Annotated in this window: 41 protein-coding genes and 1 tRNA gene; 27 read left to right on the top strand and 15 right to left on the bottom strand. The window is 60.0% G+C overall.

Annotation, left to right across the window (positions count from 1 at the left end):
* Nucleotides 1–14 precede the first annotated feature (14 nt).
* From pheS to F6A13_RS12145, 5 genes are all read left to right on the top strand, one after another.
* Complete coding sequence (gene pheS / locus F6A13_RS12165; RefSeq protein ID WP_113526095.1) at nucleotides 15–1037, top strand: phenylalanine--tRNA ligase subunit alpha; 1023 nt, start codon at nucleotides 15–17, stop codon at nucleotides 1035–1037.
* A gap of 9 nt (nucleotides 1038–1046) precedes the next feature.
* Nucleotides 1047–3446 (top strand): phenylalanine--tRNA ligase subunit beta, encoded by a 2400-nt coding sequence (gene pheT, locus F6A13_RS12160; protein WP_113526096.1) that lies wholly within the window; start codon nucleotides 1047–1049, stop codon nucleotides 3444–3446.
* Between the two features lie 39 nt (nucleotides 3447–3485).
* Nucleotides 3486–3755: an integration host factor subunit alpha gene (locus tag F6A13_RS12155; protein ID WP_215905525.1), complete on the top strand. Its 270-nt coding sequence runs from the start codon at nucleotides 3486–3488 to the stop codon at nucleotides 3753–3755.
* On the top strand, nucleotides 3730–4182 hold the full coding sequence (locus tag F6A13_RS12150) for a MerR family transcriptional regulator (RefSeq protein ID WP_126604332.1): 453 nt from the start codon (nucleotides 3730–3732) through the stop codon (nucleotides 4180–4182). The genes F6A13_RS12155 and F6A13_RS12150 overlap by 26 nt, the downstream gene beginning before the upstream one ends.
* Before the next feature lie 37 nt (nucleotides 4183–4219).
* Nucleotides 4220–4296 (top strand) — tRNA-Pro (locus F6A13_RS12145).
* 70 nt (nucleotides 4297–4366) lie between these two features.
* Here F6A13_RS12145 and F6A13_RS12140 read toward each other — a convergent pair.
* The 9 genes from F6A13_RS12140 to F6A13_RS12100 form a co-directional block, all read right to left on the bottom strand.
* Entirely contained in the window at nucleotides 4367–5314 is a 948-nt protein-coding gene (locus F6A13_RS12140) for a tyrosine-type recombinase/integrase (RefSeq protein WP_192796468.1), read from the bottom strand.
* 51 nt (nucleotides 5315–5365) lie between these two features.
* The gene (locus F6A13_RS16035; protein ID WP_151528337.1) at nucleotides 5366–5593 is read right to left on the bottom strand and encodes a DUF4224 domain-containing protein; all 228 of its coding nucleotides are present in this window, start codon (nucleotides 5591–5593) and stop codon (nucleotides 5366–5368) included.
* Complete coding sequence (locus F6A13_RS12130) at nucleotides 5562–5810, bottom strand: hypothetical protein (RefSeq protein ID WP_151528336.1); 249 nt, start codon at nucleotides 5808–5810, stop codon at nucleotides 5562–5564. The genes F6A13_RS16035 and F6A13_RS12130 overlap by 32 nt, the downstream gene beginning before the upstream one ends.
* Nucleotides 5803–6072: a hypothetical protein gene (locus F6A13_RS12125; RefSeq protein WP_151528335.1), complete on the bottom strand. Its 270-nt coding sequence runs from the start codon at nucleotides 6070–6072 to the stop codon at nucleotides 5803–5805. Before F6A13_RS12125 ends, F6A13_RS12130 begins: the two co-directional genes overlap by 8 nt.
* A gap of 53 nt (nucleotides 6073–6125) precedes the next feature.
* The gene (locus tag F6A13_RS12120) at nucleotides 6126–7595 is read right to left on the bottom strand and encodes a ParB N-terminal domain-containing protein (RefSeq protein ID WP_151528334.1); all 1470 of its coding nucleotides are present in this window, start codon (nucleotides 7593–7595) and stop codon (nucleotides 6126–6128) included.
* Complete coding sequence (locus F6A13_RS12115; RefSeq protein ID WP_151528333.1) at nucleotides 7592–7777, bottom strand: hypothetical protein; 186 nt, start codon at nucleotides 7775–7777, stop codon at nucleotides 7592–7594. Before F6A13_RS12115 ends, F6A13_RS12120 begins: the two co-directional genes overlap by 4 nt.
* Nucleotides 7764–7994: a LuxR C-terminal-related transcriptional regulator gene (locus F6A13_RS12110; RefSeq protein WP_192796467.1), complete on the bottom strand. Its 231-nt coding sequence runs from the start codon at nucleotides 7992–7994 to the stop codon at nucleotides 7764–7766. Before F6A13_RS12110 ends, F6A13_RS12115 begins: the two co-directional genes overlap by 14 nt.
* Entirely contained in the window at nucleotides 7981–8199 is a 219-nt protein-coding gene (locus tag F6A13_RS12105) for a hypothetical protein (protein ID WP_151528331.1), read from the bottom strand. Before F6A13_RS12105 ends, F6A13_RS12110 begins: the two co-directional genes overlap by 14 nt.
* Nucleotides 8200–8355: 156 nt before the next feature.
* Nucleotides 8356–8745 (bottom strand): helix-turn-helix domain-containing protein, encoded by a 390-nt coding sequence (locus F6A13_RS12100; RefSeq protein ID WP_151528330.1) that lies wholly within the window; start codon nucleotides 8743–8745, stop codon nucleotides 8356–8358.
* 301 nt (nucleotides 8746–9046) lie between these two features.
* On the opposite strand from F6A13_RS12100, the gene F6A13_RS12095 reads away from it, so the two are divergent.
* On the top strand, nucleotides 9047–9253 hold the full coding sequence (locus F6A13_RS12095) for a hypothetical protein (protein ID WP_151528329.1): 207 nt from the start codon (nucleotides 9047–9049) through the stop codon (nucleotides 9251–9253).
* Between the two features lie 153 nt (nucleotides 9254–9406).
* On the opposite strand, the gene F6A13_RS12090 is transcribed toward F6A13_RS12095, so the two are convergent.
* Both F6A13_RS12090 and F6A13_RS12085 read right to left on the bottom strand, forming a co-directional pair.
* Nucleotides 9407–9820 carry a type II toxin-antitoxin system MqsA family antitoxin gene (locus F6A13_RS12090; protein ID WP_151528328.1) on the bottom strand — a complete coding sequence of 138 codons (414 nt, stop codon included), beginning with the start codon at nucleotides 9818–9820 and terminating at the stop codon, nucleotides 9407–9409.
* Nucleotide 9821: 1 nt separating this feature from the next.
* Complete coding sequence (locus F6A13_RS12085; protein ID WP_151528327.1) at nucleotides 9822–10130, bottom strand: type II toxin-antitoxin system MqsR family toxin; 309 nt, start codon at nucleotides 10128–10130, stop codon at nucleotides 9822–9824.
* A gap of 12 nt (nucleotides 10131–10142) precedes the next feature.
* Here F6A13_RS12085 and F6A13_RS15865 point away from each other — a divergent pair, with 12 nt between their 5' ends.
* From F6A13_RS15865 to F6A13_RS12020, 14 genes are all read left to right on the top strand, one after another.
* Nucleotides 10143–10265, top strand: a complete 123-nt coding sequence (locus F6A13_RS15865; protein WP_264158126.1) for a hypothetical protein — start codon at nucleotides 10143–10145, stop codon at nucleotides 10263–10265.
* Nucleotides 10262–10693 (top strand): hypothetical protein, encoded by a 432-nt coding sequence (locus tag F6A13_RS12080; protein ID WP_151528326.1) that lies wholly within the window; start codon nucleotides 10262–10264, stop codon nucleotides 10691–10693. The genes F6A13_RS15865 and F6A13_RS12080 overlap by 4 nt, the downstream gene beginning before the upstream one ends.
* Before the next feature lie 4 nt (nucleotides 10694–10697).
* Nucleotides 10698–10991 (top strand): DUF1376 domain-containing protein, encoded by a 294-nt coding sequence (locus tag F6A13_RS12075; RefSeq protein ID WP_014027908.1) that lies wholly within the window; start codon nucleotides 10698–10700, stop codon nucleotides 10989–10991.
* Nucleotides 10978–11199 carry a hypothetical protein gene (locus F6A13_RS12070; RefSeq protein WP_014027909.1) on the top strand — a complete coding sequence of 74 codons (222 nt, stop codon included), beginning with the start codon at nucleotides 10978–10980 and terminating at the stop codon, nucleotides 11197–11199. The genes F6A13_RS12075 and F6A13_RS12070 overlap by 14 nt, the downstream gene beginning before the upstream one ends.
* Nucleotides 11200–11201: 2 nt before the next feature.
* Nucleotides 11202–12200 (top strand): hypothetical protein, encoded by a 999-nt coding sequence (locus tag F6A13_RS12065; protein ID WP_151528325.1) that lies wholly within the window; start codon nucleotides 11202–11204, stop codon nucleotides 12198–12200.
* A gap of 11 nt (nucleotides 12201–12211) precedes the next feature.
* On the top strand, nucleotides 12212–13051 hold the full coding sequence (locus F6A13_RS12060) for an ATP-binding protein (RefSeq protein WP_151528324.1): 840 nt from the start codon (nucleotides 12212–12214) through the stop codon (nucleotides 13049–13051).
* Nucleotides 13048–13524 (top strand): hypothetical protein, encoded by a 477-nt coding sequence (locus tag F6A13_RS12055; RefSeq protein WP_151528323.1) that lies wholly within the window; start codon nucleotides 13048–13050, stop codon nucleotides 13522–13524. The genes F6A13_RS12060 and F6A13_RS12055 overlap by 4 nt, the downstream gene beginning before the upstream one ends.
* Nucleotides 13525–13527: 3 nt before the next feature.
* A complete protein-coding gene (locus F6A13_RS12050) occupies nucleotides 13528–14001 on the top strand; it encodes a lytic transglycosylase domain-containing protein (RefSeq protein WP_151528322.1) in 474 nt (157 codons plus the stop codon).
* Nucleotides 13998–14621 carry a DotI/IcmL/TraM family protein gene (locus tag F6A13_RS12045; protein ID WP_151528321.1) on the top strand — a complete coding sequence of 208 codons (624 nt, stop codon included), beginning with the start codon at nucleotides 13998–14000 and terminating at the stop codon, nucleotides 14619–14621. The genes F6A13_RS12050 and F6A13_RS12045 overlap by 4 nt, the downstream gene beginning before the upstream one ends.
* A gap of 12 nt (nucleotides 14622–14633) precedes the next feature.
* Nucleotides 14634–15734, top strand: a complete 1101-nt coding sequence (locus tag F6A13_RS12040) for a DotH/IcmK family type IV secretion protein (RefSeq protein ID WP_151528320.1) — start codon at nucleotides 14634–14636, stop codon at nucleotides 15732–15734.
* A gap of 139 nt (nucleotides 15735–15873) precedes the next feature.
* Nucleotides 15874–16941: a DotG/IcmE/VirB10 family protein gene (locus tag F6A13_RS12035; RefSeq protein ID WP_192796466.1), complete on the top strand. Its 1068-nt coding sequence runs from the start codon at nucleotides 15874–15876 to the stop codon at nucleotides 16939–16941.
* A 10-nt stretch (nucleotides 16942–16951) separates the two neighbouring features.
* Nucleotides 16952–17509, top strand: a complete 558-nt coding sequence (locus tag F6A13_RS12030; RefSeq protein ID WP_151528318.1) for a sigma-70 family RNA polymerase sigma factor — start codon at nucleotides 16952–16954, stop codon at nucleotides 17507–17509.
* An 80-nt stretch (nucleotides 17510–17589) separates the two neighbouring features.
* On the top strand, nucleotides 17590–18258 hold the full coding sequence (locus F6A13_RS12025; protein ID WP_151528317.1) for a hypothetical protein: 669 nt from the start codon (nucleotides 17590–17592) through the stop codon (nucleotides 18256–18258).
* A 15-nt stretch (nucleotides 18259–18273) separates the two neighbouring features.
* The gene (locus tag F6A13_RS12020; RefSeq protein ID WP_151528316.1) at nucleotides 18274–18783 is read left to right on the top strand and encodes a hypothetical protein; all 510 of its coding nucleotides are present in this window, start codon (nucleotides 18274–18276) and stop codon (nucleotides 18781–18783) included.
* 8 nt (nucleotides 18784–18791) lie between these two features.
* Here the strand turns inward: F6A13_RS12020 and F6A13_RS12015 are convergent, their stop codons facing one another.
* Nucleotides 18792–20030, bottom strand: coding sequence for a Fic family protein (locus tag F6A13_RS12015; RefSeq protein WP_225981827.1), 1239 nt, complete (start codon nucleotides 20028–20030; stop codon nucleotides 18792–18794).
* 306 nt (nucleotides 20031–20336) lie between these two features.
* On the opposite strand from F6A13_RS12015, the gene F6A13_RS12010 reads away from it, so the two are divergent.
* The 3 genes from F6A13_RS12010 (at nucleotide 20337) to F6A13_RS12000 (ending at nucleotide 21721) form a co-directional block, all read left to right on the top strand.
* The gene (locus F6A13_RS12010) at nucleotides 20337–20558 is read left to right on the top strand and encodes a DUF433 domain-containing protein (protein WP_151528315.1); all 222 of its coding nucleotides are present in this window, start codon (nucleotides 20337–20339) and stop codon (nucleotides 20556–20558) included.
* On the top strand, nucleotides 20558–20890 hold the full coding sequence (locus tag F6A13_RS12005) for a DUF5615 family PIN-like protein (RefSeq protein WP_151528314.1): 333 nt from the start codon (nucleotides 20558–20560) through the stop codon (nucleotides 20888–20890). Before F6A13_RS12010 ends, F6A13_RS12005 begins: the two co-directional genes overlap by 1 nt.
* Before the next feature lie 270 nt (nucleotides 20891–21160).
* Entirely contained in the window at nucleotides 21161–21721 is a 561-nt protein-coding gene (locus F6A13_RS12000) for a hypothetical protein (RefSeq protein WP_151528313.1), read from the top strand.
* Nucleotides 21722–21730: 9 nt separating this feature from the next.
* Here F6A13_RS12000 and F6A13_RS11995 read toward each other — a convergent pair whose 3' ends face one another.
* The 3 genes from F6A13_RS11995 to F6A13_RS11985 form a co-directional block, all read right to left on the bottom strand.
* Nucleotides 21731–22102: a hypothetical protein gene (locus F6A13_RS11995; protein ID WP_151528312.1), complete on the bottom strand. Its 372-nt coding sequence runs from the start codon at nucleotides 22100–22102 to the stop codon at nucleotides 21731–21733.
* A gap of 229 nt (nucleotides 22103–22331) precedes the next feature.
* On the bottom strand, nucleotides 22332–22778 hold the full coding sequence (locus F6A13_RS11990; RefSeq protein ID WP_151528311.1) for a hypothetical protein: 447 nt from the start codon (nucleotides 22776–22778) through the stop codon (nucleotides 22332–22334).
* Nucleotides 22778–23251, bottom strand: a complete 474-nt coding sequence (locus tag F6A13_RS11985) for a MarR family winged helix-turn-helix transcriptional regulator (protein WP_151528310.1) — start codon at nucleotides 23249–23251, stop codon at nucleotides 22778–22780. The genes F6A13_RS11990 and F6A13_RS11985 overlap by 1 nt, the downstream gene beginning before the upstream one ends.
* Nucleotides 23252–23522: 271 nt before the next feature.
* On the opposite strand from F6A13_RS11985, the gene F6A13_RS15680 reads away from it, so the two are divergent.
* From F6A13_RS15680 to F6A13_RS11970, 4 genes are read left to right on the top strand one after another with little or no spacing between them, the layout of a single operon-like run.
* Nucleotides 23523–24059, top strand: a complete 537-nt coding sequence (locus F6A13_RS15680) for a hypothetical protein (protein ID WP_225981826.1) — start codon at nucleotides 23523–23525, stop codon at nucleotides 24057–24059.
* Nucleotides 23989–24753, top strand: a complete 765-nt coding sequence (locus F6A13_RS15675) for a hypothetical protein (RefSeq protein ID WP_225981825.1) — start codon at nucleotides 23989–23991, stop codon at nucleotides 24751–24753. Before F6A13_RS15680 ends, F6A13_RS15675 begins: the two co-directional genes overlap by 71 nt.
* Nucleotides 24754–24763: 10 nt before the next feature.
* Nucleotides 24764–25498 carry an ABC transporter ATP-binding protein gene (locus F6A13_RS11975; RefSeq protein ID WP_225981824.1) on the top strand — a complete coding sequence of 245 codons (735 nt, stop codon included), beginning with the start codon at nucleotides 24764–24766 and terminating at the stop codon, nucleotides 25496–25498.
* Nucleotides 25468–26157 (top strand): helix-turn-helix transcriptional regulator, encoded by a 690-nt coding sequence (locus tag F6A13_RS11970; RefSeq protein ID WP_151528309.1) that lies wholly within the window; start codon nucleotides 25468–25470, stop codon nucleotides 26155–26157. The genes F6A13_RS11975 and F6A13_RS11970 overlap by 31 nt, the downstream gene beginning before the upstream one ends.
* The last annotated feature ends 68 nt before the right edge of the window (nucleotides 26158–26225 follow it).

Genomic DNA, 26225 nt, shown 5'->3' with positions numbered 1-26225 from the left:
CGGAGGCTGTGGCGATGCCTTTTCAATCCATGGCCTCCATCGCGGAGGCTGCCCAGGAAGTCGCGGCGGCCTCCGACCTGAACACCCTGGAACGGATCCGCCTGCGGTGGCTCGGTAAGAAGGGCGTTCTTACCGAGGCAATGCAGCAACTCGGGCAGTTGTCACCCGAAGCGCGGCGGGAAGCCGGGCAATTGCTCAACGAGCGCAAGTCCGAGGTGCAGTCGCTTTTGCAGGAACGCAAGGCAGAGCTTGAAGCGGCCGCTATTCATGCACGTCTTCAGCAGGAACATCTGGATGTGACGCTGCCGGGACGGCGGGAAGCGTGTGGTAGCGCGCATCCTATTCGCCAGACTCTGGAGTGGATAGAGCATTATTTTTTCGGATTGGGTTTTGAGATCAGCGATGGCCCCGAAATCGAGGACGATTATCACAACTTCGCCGCACTCAATATTCCGGAAGACCACCCTGCGCGGGCGATGCATGACACCTTTTATCTGGACGCAACACGTCTTTTGCGCACCCAGACGTCGACAGTTCAGATCCGGTTTCTGGAATCCCATCAGCCGCCCCTGCGTATGATCGCCACCGGCAGGGTATACCGGCGCGACTCAGATATCACCCATACGCCGATGTTTCACCAGGTGGAGGGCTTGCTGCTCGACGAACGGGCCAGTTTCGCCGATTTGCGCGGTTTGCTGTCGGATTTTCTGCACGGGTTTTTCGCAAAGCCTGATCTCCCGGTACGCTTCCGTCCCTCCTACTTCCCCTTCACGGAGCCTTCCGCTGAAATTGATATCGGCTGCGTCATCTGCGGCGGTTCCGGCTGCCGGGTCTGCAAGCAGACCGGCTGGCTGGAGGTGCTGGGCTGCGGTATGGTGCATCCGGCGGTGTTGGCGGGTGCCGGTGTCGACGGCGAGCGTTTCAGCGGCTTTGCCTTTGGGATGGGTGTCGAGCGTCTCACCATGCTGCGTTACGGAGTGAACGATCTACGTCTCTTCTTCGAGAACGATCTGCGCTTCCTCAAACAGTTTTCCTGAGGACCCGCCATGCGTGTCAGTGTTCAGTGGCTTCGTGAATTGCTTGAAATTTCCTGGGATACGGAGGAGATCGCCCGGCGTTTGACCATGGGCGGTATCGAGGTGGAGGCGATTGAGGATGCCGCGCCGTCTTTTCGCGGAGTGGTCGTCGCTGCCGTCCGGTCCGTGGCACCCCATCCGCAGGCCGATAAGCTGCGGGTGGCAGAGGTGGATGCGGGCGACGGGAGGCTACGCACGATTGTCTGTGGGGCGGACAACCTGGCAGCAGGTCAGCGGGTGCCTCTGGCCCTCCCCGGTGCGCTGCTCCCTGGAGAACACCGCATCGCCACATCTATGCTGCGCGGGATATCCTCGGAAGGAATGCTTTGTGCAGCCGCGGAGCTGGGGCTTGATGACGGCAGCAGCGGTTTGCTGGTTCTGGACGCGGATGCGCCGGTGGGAGCCGACCTGCGCGCTTACCTCGGTCTGGATGACCAGATACTGACCCTGGGGATCACTCCGAATCGTGGCGATGCGCTGTCCGTAGCTGGAGTCGCCAGGGATTTGTTTGCCCTCGGGGCTGAAGCGTTGTCCCTCCCCACGGCGGCTATCCCGGTACCGGCATGGGCGGTCGTGCGCCCGGGCGATGTGGTCCCCGGTAATGGAGGCTTTGCTCCGCATGTTGCCGCAGACGCGCAAAACGCCTGTCGTTCCTACACCGCCCTGTGGATAGAGGGTGTTCCGGAACGGTTGCCGGACTATTTGCGTGAGCGTCTGCGTCGTGCAGGTCAGCGTTGCATCCATCCCGTAGTGGATCTGCTGAATCTGCAAATGCTCGAAACGGGACAGCCTCTACACGCCTTTGACGCAGAAACGCTGCAAGGGAATCTCACCGTGCGCTGGGCGCAGATTGGGGAGACTCTCGATGCTCTGGATGGCCGCGACTTGCCGCTGGAATCCGATATGTTGGTGATTGCGGACGACGCGGGTCCGGTGGCTCTGGCGGGTATTATTGGTGGGCGGCGCACTGCGGTGACAGCACAGACGCGTTCCATTGTCCTGGAGTCCGCTTTCTTCCAGCCGGGGGCTATCCAGGGGCGCGCACGCCGCCTGGGCCTGCAGACGGATGCTGCCATGCGCTTTGAACGCGGCGTCGATTTCACCTTGGGGCCGGTGGTGGCCACCCGTACCTTGCAGCTTTTCGCCACGTTAGGTATGGCACGTTTGCGAACAGAACGATCCTGCACCATTCTGGGTCAGTTGCCGGAGCATCAGCCGATCCCCTTGCGCCGTGCCCGACTGGCACGCATCCTGGGAATGGATTACGAGGATGATGTGGTCGAAACGGCTCTCACTCGTCTGGGGCTGCATGTCAACAGGGTCCCCGATGGCTGGCAGGCGATTCCCCCGAGTCACCGCTTTGATCTCCGCATCGAGGCGGATCTGATCGAAGAGGTGGGACGGATCCATGGTTATGAGCGATTGCCCGCCCACCGCCCTGAGGGCATCCTGCAACCGCTGCCCATGAAGCAGGGACCGCAGGCAGCCACTTTACGCAGTGTTTTGCAGGCGCGGGATTATCATGAGGTGATCACCTACAGTTTTATCTCCCGTCAGGCGCAAAACCTGTTCACACCGGATGCCGACGCGCCAGCGCTGCTCAACCCCCTGTCCGCAGATTTGGCCGTCATGCGCGCCAGCCTTTGGCCGGGTTTGATGCAAGCGCTTCAATTCAACATGAAACGGCAGCAGGAACGGGTACGCATTTTTGAACTGGGGCGCGTATTTTCCGCCCACGGGCAGCGCCTCGTGCTGGGCGGCTGTATAGTCGGGACGGTGGATCGGGAAAGCTGGGCGGAACCCCTGCGCGCGGTTGATTTCTATGACCTGAAAGGCGACGTGAGTGCTTTGCTCGCGCTTTGGCCGGGTACGGACTTTACCTTCCGGCCGCTGGACGCCTACCCGGCCCTGCATCCGGGACAGGCTGCAGAAATTTGTGTGGAAGATCGGCGGGTGGGCGTGCTCGGTGCGTTTCATCCAACCCAGGCCGCAGAGTATGGCCTTGACAAGTCACCGTTTTTCTTCTACTTGGATGTGGAGTGGCTGGGTAATCTGACGAGCATTTCCAGGTTTTCATCCCTGTCGCCATTTCCGGCATTGCGGCGGGATATAGCGTTGGTTATCCCGAATGACATACTGGCAGGAACGGTACTCGATACCATGCGGGCCGCTGCATCGGGTATCGTGCGGAGCATCACCATTTTTGATCGCTATCAGGGTTCTTCCCTGGTGGCGGGAACGTACAGTCTGGCTTTTGCGCTGCTCCTTCAGGACGCGGGGCGGACGCTGACGGATACAGAGGTACAAGCAGAAATGGACCGGTTGCTGGTTGCCGTGCGGCAACTCGGTTCCATCGAACTCAGGGCATAGGAGAATAATGTGGCCGTTACCAAAGCTGAAATTGTAGACATGCTGTTTGAGAGTATGGGTCTGAACAAGCGGGAAGCCAAAGGTATCGTCGAGGCCCTATTCGACGGCATCCGTGAGAATCTGGCCAAAGGCGAGGAGGTGAAGCTATCCGGCTTTGGCAATTTTACGTTACGCGATAAAAACCCCCGCCCCGGACGTAACCCGAAGACCGGTGTGGAGATTACCATCACGGCGCGGCGCGTGGTGACGTTCCATCCGAGCCAGAAGCTCAAAGCCTACGTGAATGGTAGCGAACCAGACAACGCATAGGGAAAAGGCGAGCAAAGACCTCGCTCCGCTCCCGGATATACCGGAAAAACGGTATTTCTCCATCAGCGAGGCCGCCCTGCTCTGCGGGGTGAAGGCACATGTGCTGCGTTACTGGGAGCAGGAGTTTCCGCAGCTTAGTCCACTCAAAAGAAAGGGTAACCGGCGTTATTACCAGCGCCACGACCTGTTGTTGGCGAGACAGATTCGTACCCTTCTCTATGGAGAAGGGTACACCATTCACGGTGCGCGGGAGCGTTTGCAGGGGCGGGGGCGCTTTCCGCACCGCGAGTCCCCGGATGAAAATCAGCGGCAACTGAGTCTGGACGTGGGTGGCGCATCCATCAGTGTTATCGAGGTCCGCAAACGTTGGCAATACCTGCGCCAGGAGTTATCGGAATTATTGGATTTATGCGGTCGCAGGCATTGACCCAAGTAGCGTTTCCGCTGTACATTACGACCTCTTGCGGGGCGTAGCGCAGCCTGGTAGCGCACCTGAATGGGGTTCAGGTGGTCGGAGGTTCAAATCCTCTCGCCCCGACCAATTAAATCAAATGGTTATGAAACCCCGCTGCTTGGCATTGATCGTGATATTAGCAAGCCTGCTAATATTTTCAGTGAAGCGGCCGTACATGAGTAAATTCTCTGTCGCGAATATAGACCTCAGTCATGCTTCCATCAGCGTGGCCGGCCAGGGCTTGAGCGTAGTCGCGGCCTCCAATCTTGGAGGCATCCGTCAGCGACTTTGCGCGTATATCATGAAAATGGCAGTCATCCACCTCCGACTTTGCCAACAACCGGCGCCATGCGCTGTTCCATCCGCTGACGGTATAAGGTGTCCCATCCTGGGATGCAAACAACGAGAGGGATCCTATCCTGCGCCGCAACCCTCGCGCCTTTGAAACCACTGCCCGCAAGGCCGGTGTCCAGGTATAAAGGACGCGAGCGCCCGTTTTTTCCTGCGCGACCAAAAGCCCCTCCTCTGTGCACTGGTCTAGTCGTAATTTCATGATGTCACCACGGCGCATGGACGTCAGATAAGCCAAATCGATGATGCACTTCCATTGTTCATCAGCGCATTGACGCAACTTTTCCATCTCGGCATCGGTAACATACCTCTTGCGAGGCTTTTCCTTGTTGCGGCGCACACCCAGGCAGGGGTTTTCCTCAGCCCATCCCCAGCGGATACTATATGCGAAGACGCTGGATAATACGGCGATTTCCCTATTTGCCGCCACCTTGGCGCTACGCCTATCGAGATAGCCGGCGACGTCAGGGCGACGCAGGGATTCAATGCGCATGTGCCCGAACACATCTCTGAGTGCCTTGAGGATGCGGTGATAGTCCTCCTGGGTCCGTGGGCGGAGCGCAGGGAGGATTTCCCCCTCATACCGGGCAATCGCGGCTCCTATGGTTCCGGTCTTTTCACCAGGGACCGTGGATTGGCCCTCTATGTCAGCCCACAAGGTCAGCGCCTCGGCCTTGTTCGCGGATAGTCGTGTCCACTTCAGCTTGCGGTCTATCCAGCAGGCGTGATAGTAGACTTCGCCGCGTTTGTACATCCGCGGTGGCAGCCCCTTATCCTTTGTGCGCTTGCGTCCCATGCCCATATGTTAGGCGATTCTGTCCCAATGTGGACAGTCCTCTGTTGGCGTGATGGTATGTCCGTTGCCCAGAAGGTGGCGCTCCATCTCGGCACGAAGCACAATCGGACGGCCGGAGCGTGTTAGGGCGAAGCTGAAACCATGCCGTTCCAGCCACCGGGTCTGTGCCGGGCGCCTGACATATCCGGTTAGCTCTTCGGTTTCTTCAGGCGTGATGAACGTGGTTTGACCTTGCATGGCAAAGTTCTTCCCTGGTGATTTGCAACCCGCCATGATGCTGCTGGCGGATGACCAAAGAGTATTTTTGGAAGCGGCCCGCCTGCTCCAGTAGCGCATCCGCCGATCCTTTCTGGCCCATCTTGAGGGCATGCAGGGCGCGATTGCGGTATCCCTGGGCCTCACTCTCCAGCCAGTCCGCGCACTCTTCCAAAATCCCGACGGATGATTCACGCATGGGAGGGGTTCTCATCGTGGTCATTGACGCCCGCCAGGATCTCCGCCGCATCGATGACCTCCCGTTCGATATGGAGGATATCGCCCTTGCTGCGCTCCTTATCCACGAGGGTCATGATCCGGTTCACCGCTGCGGGCGTGACTCCCATCCGCTCGGCAACGACCTTGATGTCCTCGCGAATATCCTCCTTCTGCAGGGCGATCTTTGCCTTGCGGTTCAGTACGTCTTCAATGATGCTTTTGGTTTTTTCGTCCAGATGCATGGGAATCTCCTTGCAGCTTTCCTGCGGTTCTAAGGGAAAAGCGTGTCATTGCTTCAAAACAGATCTCTCGTCGTGCGAGGCATCTTTTCCTGGCAACGTTCCCCCAGTTGGTGGAACAGCGTGAGCCATTGCACAGCGCTGTCACGGTGGCGATCGCTGCCGGTCAGGGCCACGCTCTTGATCCGGTTCAGTTCCTTGTAGAAGCGTGAAATGGATGTCCAGGCCGGCCTGCGGAGATCGATCTTCACGGATTCCGCATGATCCGGGGCGTCCTGTAATTCCTCGTAAATCTCCCGGGTCATGCGCATCAAAGCGGGCAGATGCTGATCGACGACTTCCCCCAAAGCCCTCTGGAACTCTGCCAGATTTTCCAAAAAGTAGCGGCTCCTCTCGCCGACCTTGGTCCAGTAGGCGTCTTCGTAATCCAGGGCGGCCGTATCGATCACGGTGGCTTCGGCCGTTGCGACGTTCACATAGCGGGCCGACCCTCCGGAGATACCGGAACCAGGAGACCTTCCACTGCCCATGGAAGATGCGGAACCCCTGCCATCACTGCGGCTTCCGGTGATGATCTCCACGTCATGCACCATCTGCGGATCGTCCATCGGGATCACGTCCGGCAAGACATGCCAAGTGGCCGCCACCCAGTTGGCGGGGGAGACCGATGGCAGACTGTCCGGCGAAAGCGCTACGGCCTTGGCCCAGCGCTGGACGGCTAAGCTCACCCAGCGATCCATTTCCTGGAATTTCCCCTGGGCCTTGAGGTAGCGCAGGATGGCGAAGACCGTGGCGAGCTCGACATTGGCCTCCGGATCGGCGTTGGTATTGAAGAAGTGCAGCCGGATCGTTTCCTCCGGCATGTGCAGATGCAGGGTGAGGGCGCTGACGATGGAGTTCATCAGGGTGACGGCGTCGGCGTAGTTGCGGACGGTCGCCTGGCCAACACCATAAATGGCCGCCAGCCGTTCGCAGGTTTTCGCGGCGTCAGGCTGGTTGCCAGGATCAAGTGCTAAATTTAGCACTTGATCCTGTTTCCCACTTTTTCGATCCCCGCCATGCATCCGCTTGGCCTGCAAATAATGGTTCCCGATCACCCAGACTTTTTCGTAATCAGTGAGTTGCCGATGGGAGAAGTTGAATTCTGCGGTTTTCAGCGTGGCGTCATAGAGGCTTTCCACGGGGATGATGACATAGGGCACCTCCAAGCCGAGCTGTTCCGCGGCGACGACCCGCAGATACCCGTCCAGCACACCGAGACGCCCGTCCTCCAACGGAGTGACCTTGATGGGGTCCGTGACGCCATGGGTCTTGATCAAATCAAAGAGGCGCAGGTATTCAGGCCGATCCGCAAGGCGCAGCGGCATGATATCCCGGCACTCCGGGATGGGGGCGAAGCGGTCCCATAGCGCCACCTGGATGGTAGCCACGCCTTTGTTGGGCACCATGGCGATGGGATGGTCCTGGACCTCGTGCGCTTCCGTTCCCGGTATCGTCCCGGTGCAGCTTTCCTGAGTGGTCATCATTGCAGGGCTCCTTTGCTTGTGGATTCGGTCTTCTGCGGCGCCGGGCGAATGATCCACACGTTGTTTTCATCCGGTGCGAGTTCCAGGCGCAGCCCGTGAACGGCGGCTTCCGACCGGATCGCGGAAAGCACCGCCTGCATGTCCGCTACCTTGATGTCCTTGTTGAGATCAATACGAGCCATGGTGGCCATCCTCCTGGAATAGGGGCATATCCAATTCGGGCGGTATTTCATAAATTCCGCGCCGCGCGCCCCGGTTGATGTCGCGCAGTTTGGCGAGGACGGTGCCCTCCTGGATGCCGAGTTCGCGAGCGATGACGCTGGTCTTGCATCCGGCCTGGGCCAGTTTTAAGAGTTGGATCTGGCGGATGGTGAGCTGGCGCAGCTTAGTGGAGGGCATGGGGTGCCTCCATCTGCTGTTCATTCTCGAAGACGGGCGGCTGGGGGTAGTTGATGTCGAGCAGGATTCCCAGTCTGATGCGCCGCAAGGTGCGGTATACCTGGGCCTCGCTGGTGCCCAGCTCTTTGGCGATACCCTCTAGGGAGCGGCACCGGTAGGCCATCTGCGGGGCGATGTACTGATGTTCGGTGAGGGGGTTCCTCATGGTGGGCTCCTCATGTTAAGCAGCAAAATTGCCGATCCCTCATCGGGATATAGCAATAACCTGCTACTTCATGACGAGGTTGTCAAGCAAAATATTGCTAGATAACAAAGAAAGAAAACCACGCCTCTCCTTTGGGTGGGCGTCAGGACATGACGGCTACGCCTTGTGAGACCTTATTTTCTGGTCAGATTTCTTCTGGCTACTATAACGAGCCTCTGCCTCAGAGATGCGGCTGACCATGTCTCTACCATTTTGGTCAATCGTGGAGTAGGCATCCACAATCTTTGCGAGATTATGAGATGTAAGAACTTCTATTGGTAGATCAGGAACTTGCAGTTGCCAAGCAGGCAAGGAAAATGATGCTGCCAGCTTTTCGATGACATGGATTGTAGGCGAGTAGCGAGGGTCTGCATCAGCGTTGAGGATATTGCTTATGGTGCGCTGAGATACGCCTGATCGCCCTTCGACGTCTTTCTGTGATAAGCCATGATGTTTCATCAGCTTGTCTAGGTTTTCAGCAATAGCCATCTTGGTTCTTTTATCCATGTCTGAACTGTACGACAATGAGCCAGCAAAATGTTGCTTGCGAGGATAGCAATATAGTGCTAGCTTTGTTGGCCATGACGAACTCTCTATATAGCAAAGCTATCACTATCCTTCAGTGCCAAAGAGGTTCTTGGGCAGCAATAGCCCGCGAATCGAGTATCAGCTATTCCTGGATTACAAAATTTGCAAACGGAAAGATCACCAACCCAGGGATTAAGCGCATCGAAGACCTCATGGCGCACTTGACGCGTCAAGGAGTTATTGGTCACCAGCTAAAGCTTCCGCGCGAGAAGGAAAAACGATGACTTGGATCTGCGGTTACCCTGACGGCACCCCGCAGGGTCGGGCCTTCCAGATGCCCGACTGGACCCATGGTCTGGTCACAGAAGCGGATGCAGCAGGGATCGCAGCGGACCTCCGTCAGTCTACAGGCACCGAACCGCACATATTGACGGTGCGCGGCCGCCTGATTCGTCTGGCTCGAACCCGGAAGGATGGGAAGGAATGAGGACCGTAAGCGCCCGGCGCATCCCGTGTCTGCCCACTGGTTCCCATGGAGACTGCCGTCGCAACGGATGGGGAGGGGGTCAGCCATGAGCCATTTCAGCGCGCAGCCGCAAACCCGTCACCTTGGAGTCCCTATTCCTGACAGGTTTGGAACTTATCCCGCCCGTCTGATCTCGTTCATGAGTTCCGGATGCTTTTCGAGCAGTTTTAGCAAGAGGACCGTAGACTTATGGGGTTGGGTCTTGCCGCGCTCGTATTCGGAAAACGCGGATACGCCACCGCCGAAAAGCAGTCCGGCATCTTTCTGGCTCAGGTGCAGACGTTTACGCGCTGCGCGTAACGCCTGCCCCTGGCGGGTGGCGGCATCCTTGCGCAACGCGCTCAACGCGTCTGCATACCGCTGCGCTTCACCCGCATCAAATTCGCATTCTCCGCAGACCGGACAATGCCATCCGGCGATGGCCGGTACGGTAACGGTCAAGCCATCCACGGAAATGATCATGTCCTTGCGCTCATGCACGAGTTCCGTGCCGTCGTCGCACTGCAAGCAAAAGCGTTTTTCTGTCATGTCAAAGCTCCTTGAACTGAATCACCACGGTCCCCGGGCGCAACGTGATTTTGATGTAGGCCGTTTTCCCGTTGGGACAGATGGCGTGATAAACATCCTGCCATACCTGGCTATCCGCGTAAGTGGTCATGCTTTTGAACAGCATTTCCATTTCCGGTTGCAGGCCCAACACAACGGCCAGGCCGTCGGGCGGAGAAAGACCCATCAGACCCAGTCCCTGCAAAGCGGTAGCGGTAAAAGCCCCAATTCCAAGGTGAGCAACAGATGCCTTGATCTCTGGCAGGGAGTAGTGGGCTTTTCGTTTCTCCATGAATCAAATTATATGGAATCCATAAATTCCATTCAAGTGCCTGACCTCTTTCCCCCCGGCACCAAACTCCTGCGGATCTTCGCGGCCAACGGCTACCTCCTCGCCAATCCCGTCGGCAAGGAGTTCAGGTCATGAGCGTACTGGAACCAGCCGTGCGGATCAGGGCCGCGCGCCGCCACAAGCGCCTGGCCATCGCGGTGGCCGTAGGGCTGTCGCTGCCGCTGATGGCCTGGCTCTGGCGCGAAGGCGATCTGCCGGGCGTGTCACCGGCTCCGTTTTCCCGGGCGGCTTCCACCTATAACGTCGATGGGGTCTATGGACCGGGAGGATGGCTGCTGCCGGTGGCCCTGCGCACCATTGCCGTCCATGCCGATGATGTGTCGGTCTGGGGGCCGGACGGGAAACTGGTGGTGGGAGCGCATGCTATTCGGTCCGCCCGTGGCGCCGTGATGCAGGCCTGCGCCATGCATCCCGGCAGTCCTGGCACGGTACTGGTCAGCCGCGGCGGCCGCCACCTGCGCATTGAGGCCGGGCGTTGCGTGATCGACGGGAGGAGGGCGTGAAGTTTTGGACTGTGGAAGCAAGCCCCGGGGACTGGCGATTTCCGTCCCGGAGTACATGGCGGAGACGTCCGATTTCCGGCCGGGAGAACACGCCGCCCTGTTCCTGCTGCTGCTCTACGCCCAGAAGCACGGTCTTGTTCCCGACGACGATGCCGTTTTGGCGCGGATCGGCGACATGAACATGGCCGACTGGCTACTAGCGCGGTCCCGGTTGGAACTTTTCTTTGAGCAAGGCGGCGGGTATTGGAAACCCGCTTCATTGGACTGGATCAGGAGGACGCGTGATGACGAAAGCTGAACGCAAGCGGCGGGAACAAGCGAAACGACGAGGGGCGCAGCCTTTCCTACGGCAGGCCATCACCCGGGAGATGGTGGACGAGGCTCTGGACGACCTGGAGCGGTGCGGGCTGATCGAGCGGACCCGGATGCCCAATGGTGAGGTGCATCTGCGCCTACCCCTCGCCCCGGTGCCCGCATGCAACGGTGTGTTGATTCTGGAGGATTGAAGATGACGTCCTATCTCATTACTGACGACGAACTGGACATGCTCTATGGGCAGCCATGGTCTGCTCAGCTGGCCTATTTTCGGGCCATACGCCCCTATATGGACTACACCACCAGGATTGTCGGCCTGAAACGCCGCATCAGTCGACGCTCCATCCGGGAAGAACTGGAGGTTCCTGAGCAGCGCGGAAGACATTGTGATGAGCAGGCCACGATCACGATGGACGGGGTACGGCATGCGCTGGAGGTCCTGAAAAAGTGTGGGGTCATAGAGCAGTTACCCTATGACAAGCAACTCGTTTTTCGATTGCCGTGCGCGCACAAGGATAGGTCTGTCTCGCGGATGAGCCCCCGATCAGCCCCCGATGAGCACCCGACCATGAGCACCCGGACGGACACCCAACATAAACCTAATAAATCCGTTGCCTCCAGCGAAATGAGCCCCCGGATGAGCCCCCGATCAACACCCGAGACCTTGGAAGGGATGAGCCCCCTACATCCGGTATCCGGTAAAATAAAAGATAAAAAGCCTTACACCGAAGCTGACGCTTCGGTGTCACCGTCACCCGTTGGCTCACGAACTCAGGGACCACCGCCTACCGAGCCACACTGCCAGACACCGCTTCTGCCGCCAGTGGCGCTAAGCAACACCGCTCCACCACCGGAACCGAAGGCCAAGGTCGCCAAACCACGGGTATCCACGGCCCCCGCCTGGGCGGCCTACAGCGCGGCCTACCAGGAACGCTACGGCGTCGCCCCGGTGCGGAACTCGACGATCAACGGCCAGCTGGCCCATCTGGTGCGCCGCCTGGGCGATGAAGCCCCGGCGGTCGCCCGCTATTACCTCGACCTGGAAGACCCGTACTACCGCCGCGAAGGCCACTCGGTCGGTGCGCTGCTCAAACACTGCGAGCAGTTGCGGACCCTGTGGAAGCGCGCCGAGCAGCGGCGGGTGAGTCCGTCTGCCGCCCTGAATCCCGATGACGTGGTCATCGCCCTGTGAGGAGCGCCGTCATGTCCACCCTGCCAAAATCGCCACAACCGTCACGCCAGACTCCTGCCTTGAGGGATCTGGCCACGGAGATCCTGCGCCGCCATGGCCTGCCGCAGGCATCCAACGTGGCCCTGCTGCCGGACCGGCATCCGCAGTACCGGCACTGCGAGCAGCATGGCCGGTACCCCGAGTCTCTGGTGGACGAACAGGGGACGGTGCGCTTCATCACCCCGGCCGGTTGCCCGCGCTGCCGCGCCGAGCGGCAACTGGCCACACTCCTGGACCGCGCGGCCATCCCGGAGCGTTACCGCGATTGCGACTTCGCCAGCTTCCGGATATCCACCCCGGCGCAGGCCCGGGTGGTGGAGACCTGCCGGGCCTATGCGGCCGATTTCGCGGCCAACACCGACGGACGCGCCCTGATCCTCCTGGGTCCCCCCGGCACCGGCAAGAACCATCTCGCCGCAGCCATCGCGCATGCGTTGCTGGCTCAGGGACGGACCGTCCTGCAAGCCATGGTCTGGGAGGTCATCGAACGGATCCGCGCGACCTGGCGCAACGGCGATGGCCCGTCCGAGAGCGCCGTCATCGGGGCCTTTGCGGAGGTCGATCTCCTGATCCTGGACGAAGTAGGCAAACAGCACGGCTCGCCCAGCGAGCGGCTGAGCCTGTTCAGGGTCATCGACAGCCGCTACCGGGCGCGGCCGACCATCCTGCTCAGCAACGAGACCCTGACGGAGCTGGAAAAGTATCTCGGCTCCGCCGCTTTCGATCGCCTCTGCCATCGGGGCACGCTGCTGCACTGTCAGTGGCCCAGTTTTCGGCGCAAGGGAACGCAAGGGGAGGGCGCCGAACCATGAAGCCCAAAGCATCCACCCTCTGGACGGCCGCGTTGCTGACCGCTCTGGCGGCCACTCCGGCCTGGGCCGCCTGGACCTATATCGGCCCGGCACCGGCAAGCCGCTCGGTGCACCTGACCCTGCCCACGGCGCCGGACCTCGGCAGGGTCCCCGCCGTTACCGAGTCTGCCGTCTCTTCCGCGTCTTTCCCCCATCTGTCCACGTTGCAGGACCGGGGCCTGCTGAGTGGCGTGCTGGCCCACAACCTGCACGGCTGGAATCCGAACCGCTGGGTGCCCGCCGGGCATGGCGCGCTGCGGACAGCCATCGAGCGCCTGGTGCCGGAACACCGGATCAGTATCCACCCCGGCTTGATGCTGCCAACGGTTTCCTGGCCGGCGGGGAGTGCTTCGGTCGCCCTCTACCACATCGCCCGCTACCGCGGGATTCTCATCGTCGTGACCCAACACCGGGTCTACGTGATGGCGGGCTGAGCCATGATCCACTTGCTGCCACCGTATCCCCTGACGCCAGTTCACCGCTATTGCGTCGCCGCGGCCGCGGAGCGTTACCACGTCCCGGTCGGTCTCCTCTACGGCATCCTCGCCACCGAAGACACCCGCGTCGGCCAGACGGTGCACGACGCCAACGGCAGCTACGACATGGGGCCCATGGGGATCAACTCCCTGTGGCTGTCCGTGCTCGCCCACTATGGCATCACCCGCCCGGAAGTCCTCGACAACGGCTGCCAGAATGTCGCGGTAGGCGCCTGGATCCTCGCCCGCAAACTCGCGGGTCATCCGTCTCGGGCGCAAGCATTTGCCCATCCCCGCGCCTTCTGGCGGCACGTCGGTGATTACAACAGCGCGATCCCCCATTGGAACCACCAGTACCGGCAGCGGGTGGCGAAATTTGCGCAGCAGGATTTTTATCGGCCCCTGGAGCGGGCTTCTGGAGGAGGACACCCATGAACACCCCCCTGGAACAGATCGGCATCGGCATCGAGGCCTGGCGGCGGCTGTGGCGGTTGTCGTTCCTCGCCAACCTGGTGCTCGCCGGCATCTCCGCCGTCCTGGCCATCGCCCTGTTCATCGTGGCGACCCGTCCGGCGCGGGTGGTGTATTTCGCGACCTCGCCCAATGGGGTCATCACCCGGCTGGTCCCGCTGCGGGAACCGCTGTTGAACGATTCCGCCGTGCTGACCCGCGCCCAGGAGGGGATGACCTCCGCCTTCGACATCAGCTACGTGAATTGGCGCCAGGATGAACAACAGGCGGTGAAATACTTCACGGCGGCCGGTTACCGGAGCTACCAGGCGACCCTGGTCGAGACGGGCGATATCGCGGCCGTTCGCGAGCGGCGGCTCAACATGACGCTGGCGGTCACCGGCGCGCCCGCCGTGATGCATCAACAAGTGCTGGCCAACGGCGACTACGGCTGGCAGATCCAGATGCCTATCCGGCTGATCTACCAGAATTCCAACGGCATCAACAGCAAGGACTTCGTGGCGAATATCACCATGGTGCGGGTGAACAATCTGGCCCATCCCGCCGGGGTCGCCATCCAGAGTTTCAATTTTCTGGTCCCATAGAGGGGAATCCACATGTTCCAGACACGTCATGCCCTCCGCTCCGCCATCGTACTGCTCGCCGGTACATCGCTGGTGGTTCCGGCTTTCGCCCAGCCGATGAATCCCGACACGCTGCTGGGTCAGCCCGCGGGTAGCCCGGTGACTACGCCCACGGCTTCCACGGCGTCCGGCGCTTCGGGATCGCCCACGTCCGGACAGTGGCAAACGGTCGATCCGGCCCAGGATCAGGCAGTCCGGCAGGCCCAGGCACAAGGCCGGACGATCCAATACGTCAAAGGACCCAACGGCACGGTCATGGCGCTGCCCCCCTTGCCCGATAACCAGGCGTTCCACCAGGCGGTGCAGGCGCACATGCCCCTGTCCGGCGGGGATATCCGCTCCCTGCGGCAACGCATCGACCGGAACCGTCAGGCCGAGCAGGCGCCATTGGCCGCGGTGATACCCAAACTCACCGCCGTGACGGCGCGGCTGGGGGCGGGGAGTCCGCCCGCCATCGCGATGCACAGTGGTTACGCCACGACGCTGAACTTCACCGATGCCTATGGCCGGCCCTGGCCGATCGTCCATGTGGGCATCGGCGACAAGGCCGCCTTCGCCGCGCAGTTCGCCGGGGATTCCCTGATGCTGTCGGTCCTGGAGCCCTACGCCCAAAGCAACCTCGCGGTCTGGCTCGCGGGCGAATCGCAGCCGGTGCTCCTGGCCCTGGTGCCCTCCGGCATGGTGGCGGATTACAGCGTGCGTGTCCGGGTGAACGCCATCGAACCGGGCTTGCCGCCGCCTGTCGGGGGCAGCGGCGTACCCAATGGGAATTACACCCAGGTGCTGTTGAAGCTGGTCCAGGACCTGCCACCGGCGGGCGCGCAGCCCTTGCAGGTCGTCGGCAATCCTCCCAGGGTGACGGCCTGGTCATGGACGGGCTCCCACGGGCGCCGTCTGCTCCTGCGCACCCCCATGCCGGTATTGGCTCCCGCCTGGGTGGCGCGCATGGATGGCGCGGCCGGCATACGCACCTATGTCCTGCCCGACGTGCCAGCGGTCACGGTCAGCCAGAATGGCCATGCGCGCACCTTGACCTTGAACCCCTTGCTGGAGGGCTCCCGCCATGGTGGATGAAACGCAGATACCACAGACGCCTACAATCGCTATGCCAGGTCCGTCGGGGACATCTGCTCCTGCAGGGTCCACCGTTCCGGCACTGGATCCGTTCGCGACCGCCAAAGCGCCAGGCATCTTGCATGGGGTCCGTAGCGCCTTGGGCGACCCGGCACGGCGACCCCTGATCGTCGGTGGCGCCGCCCTGGGTGTCGGCGTGATCGGGTTTCTGACGATCCTGCTCTGGCCCCGTGCCCCGGCGGTACCGATCTCGGCCGGTGGCCAGGTGGCTCAGATGCGGAACACGCCCGGTGGTCCGGGAACGCCCGTCTACAACGCAGACCTGAACCAATACAACCAGAAACAGGCGGTAAAAGCCTTGCAGGCGGGGCTCTCTTCCCTGCCGACCGTCGGGGCGATCCGCAAAGCCACCACGGGTCAATCCGGCGCGGCCCGGCCGATCGGCCCGGTCATCCATCATCGGCCCGTCGATTCGTTGGGAATGACGGCGGTGCGCTACGCGCCGAATCCCGATGCGCATCAGATCAACGCCGAGGTGGCCGCGATCCTCAAGCTGGAGCAGCCGCCCGTCGCCGTTCTCGTGGCCAACGGCACGCTCCAGGGAACCAAGGCCGGCAAGGTCACGGCGGTGACCGCATCGACAGGGGGCATCGCCGCTCCCACCCTGGTGAATGCCGGGCATATCTCTTTCGCGGTGCTGGATACCAGCATCAAGTCCACGGAGCCCGGACCGGTGCTGGCGACGATCGAGACCGGACGTTTCGCCGGCGCCCGCCTGCTGGGTGGTTTCACCCGCGTGCATGATCGGGTCCTGGTCCAGTTCTCCTCCCTGACACTGCACCACCAGACGATATCCATCCGGGCCTACGCCATCACCCTGGCGACGGCACGCACGGCGCTCGCGACCTCGGTCAACCGGCACACGCTCTATCGCTATGGCTGGCTGATCGGGGCCAGCCTCCTGCAGGGCCTCAATAACGCCCTGGACTCCGCCAACACCAACACCTATCTCACCGGCTCCGGTCTGGGCGTGGTCACGCATCAGTTGAGCAACGGACAGATCGCCTTGTCGGCGGTGGGCAACGTGGGGCAGACGCTCGCGCCGATCATGGCCCAGCGTTTCAACACCCCGCCCACGGTCCGGGTCAAGGCGGGCAGCGGGATCGGGATCCTGTTCATGGCGCCGGTGAAGGCCGGCTTGGGGTAGGGGAGGGACCATGGAAGCGCTTCAGAACCTGAATCACATCGACCAGCTGGCCATGGCGACCCGCTCCGGGAACCCGGCGGCCGGCAACCAACTATGGAGCATCATGCGGCGATATTGTGCGGGGGCGGCCCGCCAGGCGCGCGCCATGGGGGTGCCGCGGGAGGATGCGGAGCAGTTCATCGGCCTGGCGGTCACCATTGCGTTGCATAGCTGGGATCCCGCGCAGGGTCATTTTGCGCCCTGGAGTTACTGGAAACTGCGCGGAGAGCTTTCCGTGTTCCGGGGACGCAAGGAGGTGGATACCGTGCCGCTGGAGGACTGGGACCAGGGGGATCCCGATGCATCGCCGGTGACCGAGGACGTGGCGGTGGACTGGAGCCCGGAGCGGGTCGGGGCGGTCATGCGCGGTCTGCCGGACGATCTCGCCGAATGGGTGCATCTGCGCTATGGCGAAGAGTTGACCATTGCGGCCGCGGCGGAACGGCTGGGCATGACGGCGCGGCGCGGGCAGCGCATGGAGGTGCGCCTGGAAACCGCCGTGCACGGCATTCTGGGGAAAACCCGCTGAGGGAAGTAGCAGCAGCGTGATGGGCACGTCCGACAGGCGGTTATACGGCGGTGCCCCTATGACGATGACAGGAGACCTCGATGCATGACAATATGAAATTCTATCTGGCGGTGGGTGGCGTGGCCGTAGTGATCCTGGGCATCGGGTTTACCACCTGGGAGTTCGACTTCGCCCCGAAAACCCCGCATCCGGCGACAAACCCGTTCGCCTCTACTGCCCCCGTTCGGGCGGTGCGATCCGCGCCTTCCGGCACGCTGCCTCCGGCCACCCCGCCGACAAGATGGCCGACAGCCTCCGCACCCACTGCGGCGGGGACCGTATCCGTAGTCCAGACTGCGCCGATGCCCGCGACCCCGGCCACCGGGGTGACGGCATCCGTCACCTCTCCGGCCGCGCCGGATCTGGCGCAGGCCATGGCCAGGATCGGTGCGGACCTGCGCGTGCTGGCCACCGCGCAACGGCACACGAATGAACGGCTGGCGGTGGTCGATCAGGAAATACGTTCCAAAGCCAGGTCCACGCCCGGCACGCATCGGGAACCTCCACGAAGAATCGCCCTTGCCTCGGCGGCGCAGCGGCACGGCGTGCCCGGCTGGTCCGTGGAATCCATCGGCGCGAACGAGGCATGGATCCAGGGGCCCGGCGGGCAGACCCATGTGGTCGAGGCGGGGAGCCAAGTGGAGGACCTGCGGATCCTACGGGTCACTCCGGACGCGGTCATCACGAGCCAGGGCACGATCGGCTATTGACGGGAGGAGAGACGCATGCTGACCGCCATCCAGATGATCGGGAACATGGGCCAGAGTCTCGGTCCCATGTTCGTGCTGACCGTGGGTCTTTCCTTCGTCGTCGGTCTCTGGTTCGTGGCGGACAGCGTCTTTTTGATGGTCCGTGTCAGCAATGACCCGCGGATCCACAAAAGCCGGATCCCGATCACCGCCGCGACGGGGGCTCTGCTGATGGCCATGCCCGTGTTCGTGCTCCATGACGTGGGCACCTTTTTCAGCCAGGGACAGCCATCGCCGCTGGCCTACACCGGTCCGGGCGGCGCGCACGTGGGCCTCGCGGTGATGGTGATCGAGAACTTCGTGCAGCTCGTCGGCTGGCTGGCCGTGTTTCGCGGGCTGGTGATTCTGAAGCGAGTCGGCGACGGCACCACGCGGGAGAGCTCGGATACCGCCTTCGTGCACATCATCGGTGGAGCGCTGGCGGCCAATGTGGTGGGTACGGCCATCGCCCTGGGGCACACCTTTGGGTTGACGTTGCCCATTTGAAAGGTGGGTTACCCCGGTGGGTCGTTCAGCTCGTAGCTGGTACTACGCCCGCCCGCCGCAGATTTCCGTAACACGCCACGTGCCAGCAGTTCGGAGATGTCGCGTAGCGCCGTGTCCGGCGAGCATTTGGCGATCATTGCCCACTTGCTGCTGGTGAGCTTGCCTTCGAAGCCATCGAGCAGCCGATTGAGTAACTTCACCTGGCGCTCATTCAGCGGCGTAGTGGCCCAGCGTTGCCAGAACCGCGCTTTGGTCAGCACGGCATCGAGGGTGTGCTGCGTCTGGTCGACGGCGCGGTGCAGGGTGTCGAGAAACCAGGCAAGCCACTCGGTAACATCGAGCGACGCCTTTTGGGTGCGCTCCAGGATGTCGTAGTAGGCCTTGCGTTCTCGCTGGATCTGCGCGGACAGGCTGTAGAAGCGCTGCGGGCTGCCGTCGGCTCGCGCCAGTAACAGGTCGCCGATGGCGCGTGCGATACGGCCGTTGCCGTCGTCGAATGGGTGTAATGTGACGAACCACAAATGGGCGAGTCCCGCTTTGATCAGCGGCGGGTCGTTGGACGATGCGTTGACCCAGTCGAAAAAGCGATCCATCTCGGACGCGAGGCGACCGGCCGGAGGCGCTTCGAAATGTACCCGCTGCCGACCAGGAGGGCCGGACACTACTTGCATCGGGCCGCCTGTGTCGTCACGCCAGCCACCCACCTTGATCCGGGCAAGGCCAGAGTAGCCGGTGGGAAAGAGGGCGGCGTGCCAGCCGAACAACCGATCGTATGTGACCGGGGCATTGCAGTGGATTGTAGCGTCGAGCACCATCTCGACCACGCCTTCCACATGACGGTCTACCGGCGCCAGAGCACCGATGTCGACGCCGAGGCGGCGGGCAATGGACGAACGCACGGACTCGACATCAAGCCGTTCGCCCTCGATTTCGCTGGTCTTGATCACGTCTTCGGTGAGCACCGACAGGCTGGCCTGGTCGCGCAAGGCCATGCCGACATCGGCAAGACGCCCCATCAGCAGCCCTTGGGCTCGGCTCACATCGGCCAACGACCGGGCCAGTACAGCCAGGTCGTAGCGCCAAGTCGGCCAGTCGCTGGCCTGCCAGATGTAGGTGTGATCGCTGCCATTCATGCGGAGATTATGGTCCACATTCTCCGCATGCGCAAGCCATTCACCGTATATTATGCGGTTATTAGTGATGCTATTTGCCGCGGCGTCGTTGCCGGCGCGGGTTAAATTCCGCAAATGGGAATCGAAATGGCTACATCATCCGCTCTGTTCCAGGCTCAACTCCAAATCCAGGAGCAGCAATACTGCCTGTGCCCCTTGCAATTCGTCAGCCGTTTCGCGTTATGCAGCTACTCCAGCACCACCCCTGTAGGCGCTGCTCTACCTGCTGGTCATGCCACGCCAAGACTATTCCATGAAAACAATGGCTTATTTTGCTGTTGACTATTTATAATGGCAGTTGAAATGAGGTTGTTTCCGGAAGCTGTTATACTTGCCCAATTTGCCTATACTATTTCGCTGCAGCCATGAGGAGGAGCCACCATGCACCTTGAGCGCATCACTATCAATCCCCAGCAATGTGGCGGACGGCCTTGTATTCGAGGGCTGCGTATTCGGGTACTGGACATTTTCGAACTCTTGGCGGCAGGAGCGACGACCGCAGAGATTCTGGAAGATTACCCCTACCTAGAGCCCGAAGATATCGCCGCCAGCCTTCATTACGCTGCGCAGCAAGCGGACCACGCCATTCTTTATGTGGCCTGATGCAGTTTTTAGTGGATGCGCAGCTACCACCCGCTCTGGCCCGATGGATCAGTGCGCAAGGTTATCCAGCCTGCCATGTTGCCGACATAGGTATCGCCAGCGCTCTTGATCCGGAAATATGGGATCGTGCATATCGGGATGGCGCTATCATCATAAACAAGGATGAAGATTTCGCTATACTCCGCACGATACATCCCGATGGCCCCACTATTATCTGGTTACGCACTCCCAACTGCCGAAGGCAGATACTGCTTGATGGCTTTGCCCGCCTATGGCCACAAATGCTGGATAGACTGAATCAGGGCGAGACGCTCATCGAGCTGAGAAGCTAGCCACTATCGCTTCGGGACCCGTGCCCAGGCAGAATCTGCCATTAGGGAGTGCATTGAGATTTTCTACAGCCGCCAACGTCTGCATTCGCGGATTGGTTTCCTGGCCCCCACTATGTTCGCACGGCTGGCCGCTTGAAACGGAGTTGTCCACTATCGTCAGGGCCACCTCACTTGATCGTCGGCTGAAGACTGGAAGCGGTCATTGGTTTGATGTGAATCTCCTAGGGGTTTAGTCTTGAACACAGACGAAAAAAGAAGGGATAGCATGATATGGCAACCATAGAGAACTTCATCTCTGAAATTGTCAAGAACAATTTAAAAAAGATGACCCAAACTGACGGTCTTCATTACTTAAGCTTTGGTATAATGTCATCAATGGTTGAATTTTTTGGCGCTTGTTTTGATAGGGAAGATTTTTTTAAAAGCGGACTTTCTAGGGAGCGGTTCAGAAAAGCAATAAATGAACTGGATGCCTTTTCAGAATATAGAAAGTATAATGAGAAAGATTGTCCACACGACCTATACAAAAATCTGCGATGCGGAATGGCCCATATCGGACGACCGGGAAAAGGAATTTCCTTCACCCACATTCACGATGACGTTAACGGTAACGAACATTTAACAATAAAAGACCTTGACGACAACACGAGGAGACTAATACTGGTTTGCGAAAGATTATTTCAAGATCTAGAAAAGGCATCAGATGAATTGCTGGGAAAAATGAAGAACGGGAAGCTTCCGAGAACGCATAGTGAAACTTTCATGAATCCGAACCTGAAAATAATTGACCTACAATCACAAACTACATACACAGCATCAGCATCAGCTTAACGAATAAGGTTAGGGCTTTGGGCGGAGAACACGAATTACCTCACCAAGTAAAACGTCAAGGTCGGCACGGAACTCCACCTGAGTCTTGGTAGGAATGCTTTCCGCAGCCCGGATTTGCAAATGGAGAAACGAGTCCGCGATCTTTCTGGAGGCGTTTTCTAGGTGTTGCATAGCCTCGCGGAAGGACCGACCACCACCTGCGTAATTGTTCGCAACCTCGGTAAATGAATTCAACCCAAAAATAGGCGGAACGTGATCAATGACCGAACGAATCAAGAAGGCGCAGGATAAAAATGATTGTCCGGCATAGGCACGATTAAGTTCAACCAGTATTTGACAGAGCTTGGCAGTGTCAAATTTTTCCTTTTGGATGTCCTTCAATTCGTCAATTCTCGTTGGCTCGACGAACTTTTCTGCCTCTTTAGGTAACGAGTGTGGGGGTGCCGGGTAGTGCTTTCGGCTTTTAATCAGGCAAGGACGCCCCCGGTGTCAGGTAGTTGTCGCCTCTCTGAAATGGAGTAAGGCATAGACCGGGGGATTGTCGCAAGGCAGGTTTCTGGTGCATGATTTAATTTTTCTATCAACTCAACAAATTATTAAAACTTGAATGTCAGGAGGTTGGCGCGTCTTGCTTGGCGGCAAGACTGAGCCCATCACGGAAATTCATACCCATTAGAGTGATCTGCACGGCGCCGACTGTCAATTCCACAAATTGCACAGCGTAGAATGATACGTCGAACTCACCGGCAGCAGCCTTGTAGTTAAGAAAGAGTGCCGATGGAATCATCACGAGCAAGCCATTGGCGGCGATGATGAGCATACGTTTCCTTTTCTGATCCAAGAGCCGCTCCTTGCGCGACTTGCCGAGCACAAAACCGGACCCGCCGGTAGCGGCAAGGCAAGGCACTAGCAGGATGAGGCCATAAACTATGCTCAGTTTGACAGCGGCGACAGCGGCATGGTCCATAAAAAGTTCTGAAACCAGGGTGGAGGTCCAGAAACTGGCGATGATGAGCATCGCTGTAGTCCCTGCAAGGGCATGAAAGACGGGTTTCATCAGCGGTCTCCTTTTTTCGGTACAGGGGAATCAAGCTGTTCGTGGATGACATTCAGGGTTTGCAGGGTCTCATGGAGGCGTTGCAGGGAAAGGTCGGTAACAAGACCGTCAGCCCAGACCGTCTCCAGGGCCATCGCATCAGAAAAGGAGCGGAGGCCCAGATCGGTCAGAGCATAGAGGGGGGAGCTCTGGTGGTATGGATTCGGGCATCGCTCGAAAAAGCCATCCTTTTCCATTTTGTTGAGTTGTTTCTGCGCCCCTTGACGGGTGATCCCCATAGCCTCGGCAATTTGAGGTGCGGAGAGGGGTTTCCCGGCGAGCGCAACGGCGCCCATCACTTGCCACCTGGCGCTCGTGAGATTGAGGGGCTTGACCAGTTCATCGCCTTTCTTCAATAGACGGCCCTGCAGGCGAAATACGGCCAGCATGATCTCGGTCAAGATGGCGGCCTTCGGGTTTTGTTGAATGTTCATAAGGACCTTTCCAAAATTCGCGTTATTCCCAGCCAGAGGACGTCAGTGATATGGCCGCCCACAGAGTGACAACTAGTTTCCACATAAGGAAACTGGTTGTCAATGATTGCGCGACAATGCAGCGGCGAGGTCTGTCAATGTGGCATCCCGATGCCGATCGCGTAGCGGGCGGTGGTTTGGCCGCTAGAATTGCACTATGATTTTCCTACCACCGCATGCCAGCAGGAGGCATGGCCATGGCAACGGCAAGACCGCTTGAACAACCTGGAATATGTATCGCCACCTGACCTTATTGCGCCTGCGCTGGTATGCCAGTGCCACGGGCCGCGTGCTGGTGCGGCATTGGCAGGTATTCGTGCTGGCGGGCGCGTTGGTTCCCGGCGGGACACCAATCGGCAAGTTGTTAATGGGCCTGGGCTATCCCCTGTTGGCCGTACTGCACGTTGGCCACGATGTGCTATGGCACTGGTGGCGCCTCGTGGCCATCCAGGGGATTGCGCTGGCCTGGGTCATGGTGCAACGCCGCCACATCGACGGTGGCGCGTTCATGGCCTATGCGCGATCCCTGCCTCTCTCGGTCAATCAGCGGCGTCGGGCTGATCTGTCGGTGCTCCTCCCTGCCAACAGTCTCTTGCTGGTCCCCGTTGTGGCGCTGCTCGCCGTCGCGCCAACTGGTTTGCTCGGGGCAACGGCGACCCCTTTCCTGGTTGCCACGGTATGCGTGGTGACTGACTGGATTGGTGCTGCTTGCCGAACTCGCCGAACTGGAGCGACAGCTTGCCGCACTTTTAACGTTCGGGTTGGCTGATGCCCTGCTGAGCTGGAGCCTGAGCCGCCCGGTCGATCCGGCAAGCTGGCTTGCTCTGAGTGGCACATTGTTGATTGGCGCGTCGTTTCTCGTCTTGCGGCATCCCCTTCAGGCCAGTCTCCAGACGTGGGTCCGCCGTCGAGTAACCCAATCGCTTCCCGGTGGACGGCGACTTTTCTCCTTCTTGCCTCCAGCCTGGCGTATCCAGGCGCAAGCGCTCTGGGTGCGGCATCCAGGAGGCACGGTGTTGCGCACGGTGAGCGTTTTCGCCCTAGCCCTGGCGGCCGACTGGCTGATGCAGCGGTTCGCGTTCGATACTCGCGCCCTGCCCACAGCCATTCTCGGCATGGCGGCCATCGCGCTGATCGCCAGTGGCTTGTATCGCATCCTGCAGTCCGCACATCGACCGGTACAGCCCTATCTCCATGCGCTCCCGCTGCCAAAGAGGTTCTGGGCCCTGCAGGATACGGCTTTTGTCGCCGCTTTCGGTGCCTTACCCTTGGCCGTTTTGATGGCCCCGATGTTTATCTATCTCAACGCGTCTGTCGACACGACACTCGCACTCGTCTTGGCCTACTTTGTCCTATTGGCCTTGCTGCGTTTGCCCCTGGTGCATGGGGGACGACAAGCGGTCTTGCTAGGGGTCATTCTGGCCGGTACATGGTCGGGCGCGGCGATGGCCGTGGTTCGATAGGAGTAAGACGATGTTGCGATTCGAGGGGATCACCAAGTCCTTTGGCTGGCGCCGGATTTTCCAGGACATCCGTGGCGAACTGGCCCCAGGCGTTTATGCCCTGCAGGGGCCGAACGGCAGCGGTAAGTCCACGCTGCTGGGCATCTTGTCGGGGGCCATTGCGGCTGACGCGGGCGAGGTCTGGATAAATGACGTCAGCCTCCAGACGACACCATTGCCGGCGCGTCAAGGGTTGTCCTACGCGCCGGATGAAAGCCCCATTTATCCTTTCATGACTGGGCGTGATCTGTTGGATTTCGTCGCCATGGCCAAGAAGACCAAGGTCGGATCGGATATTCTGGAATTGGTCGCCCAATTCGGACTGGACCCGCACCTGCAGACCCGTTTTGGTGCCATGTCGCTGGGCACGCAGAAAAAATTCATGCTCAGCGCGGCCTGGATCGGCGAGCCGCAGGTGATGCTGCTGGATGAGCCGAGCAATGGACTGGACAACCATGCCCGAGAATTCTTAGCCCAGCGCATCAGATTACGTGGTCTGGAGGGTTTGGCGCTGTTTGCGAGCCATGACACTGCGTTTGTGGAAGCTTGCGGGGCCAATGTCTTGCGGATGGACCACCTGAAATCCCCTGAGCATTGTCTGGCGTTAGAGGTGGATTCGAGAGGATCGCCGGGCACAATGCCTCTTATCAGTGAGCAATTACAGGAAATTCCCTCGTGTCACGCGCCCAACGCCTCCTCACCCTGATCCAAATTTTGCGCCGGCATCGATTCGCGGTTACCGGGGCGAATCTCGCTGAAGAACTCGGGATCAGTTTGCGCACACTTTACCGAGATATCGCCACATTACAGGAACAAGGCGCAAGCATAGAAGGGGAGCCCGGTATGGGCTACGTTCTACGGCCTGGCTTCATGCTTCCGCCGCTGATGTTCTCGGAAGAGGAAATCGAGGCACTGGTCCTTGGGGCTCGCTGGGTAGCTGATCGTGGAGATGAACGGCTTGGTGCTGCCGCCCGGAGTGCTGTCAGCAAAATTGCAGCGGTTTTACCCAGTGATTTGCGGGATATGCTGGACGCTTCTGCGCTGCTGGTTGGGCCTGGGAAGGCTATCCCTACGGGCGCGGCCGACTTGCCTAAACTCCGCCTGGCGATCCGCACCGAGCGCAAGGTCACCATCCATTATCGGGATCTCAAGGAGACAGAAACCAAACGGACTGTCTGGCCATTTGCGCTGGGGTACTTTGATCACGTGCGCGTCCTCGTCGCGTGGTGTGAACTGCGTCAAGGGTTCCGGCACTTCCGGACGGATCGCATTTCAGCATTTGCCGTAGAAGAACAGCGCTACCCGCGACGCCGACAATCGCTGCTGAAGGCATGGCGTGAAATGGAAGGCATCCCTCCGCAGTAAGCAAACACTACTGACAGAATCTGACAGCTGTGGTGGGTATTCTCTGGACTCCCGCAGAAAGGAAATTT

Origin of the sequence: Acidithiobacillus sp. 'AMD consortium' (assembly GCF_008926505.1) — a bacterium.
Classification (GTDB): Bacteria; Pseudomonadota; Gammaproteobacteria; order Acidithiobacillales; family Acidithiobacillaceae; genus Acidithiobacillus; species Acidithiobacillus ferridurans.
The sequence above is the reverse complement of the archived record's forward strand: the minus strand, read 5'-3'. Positions and strand labels throughout refer to the sequence as shown.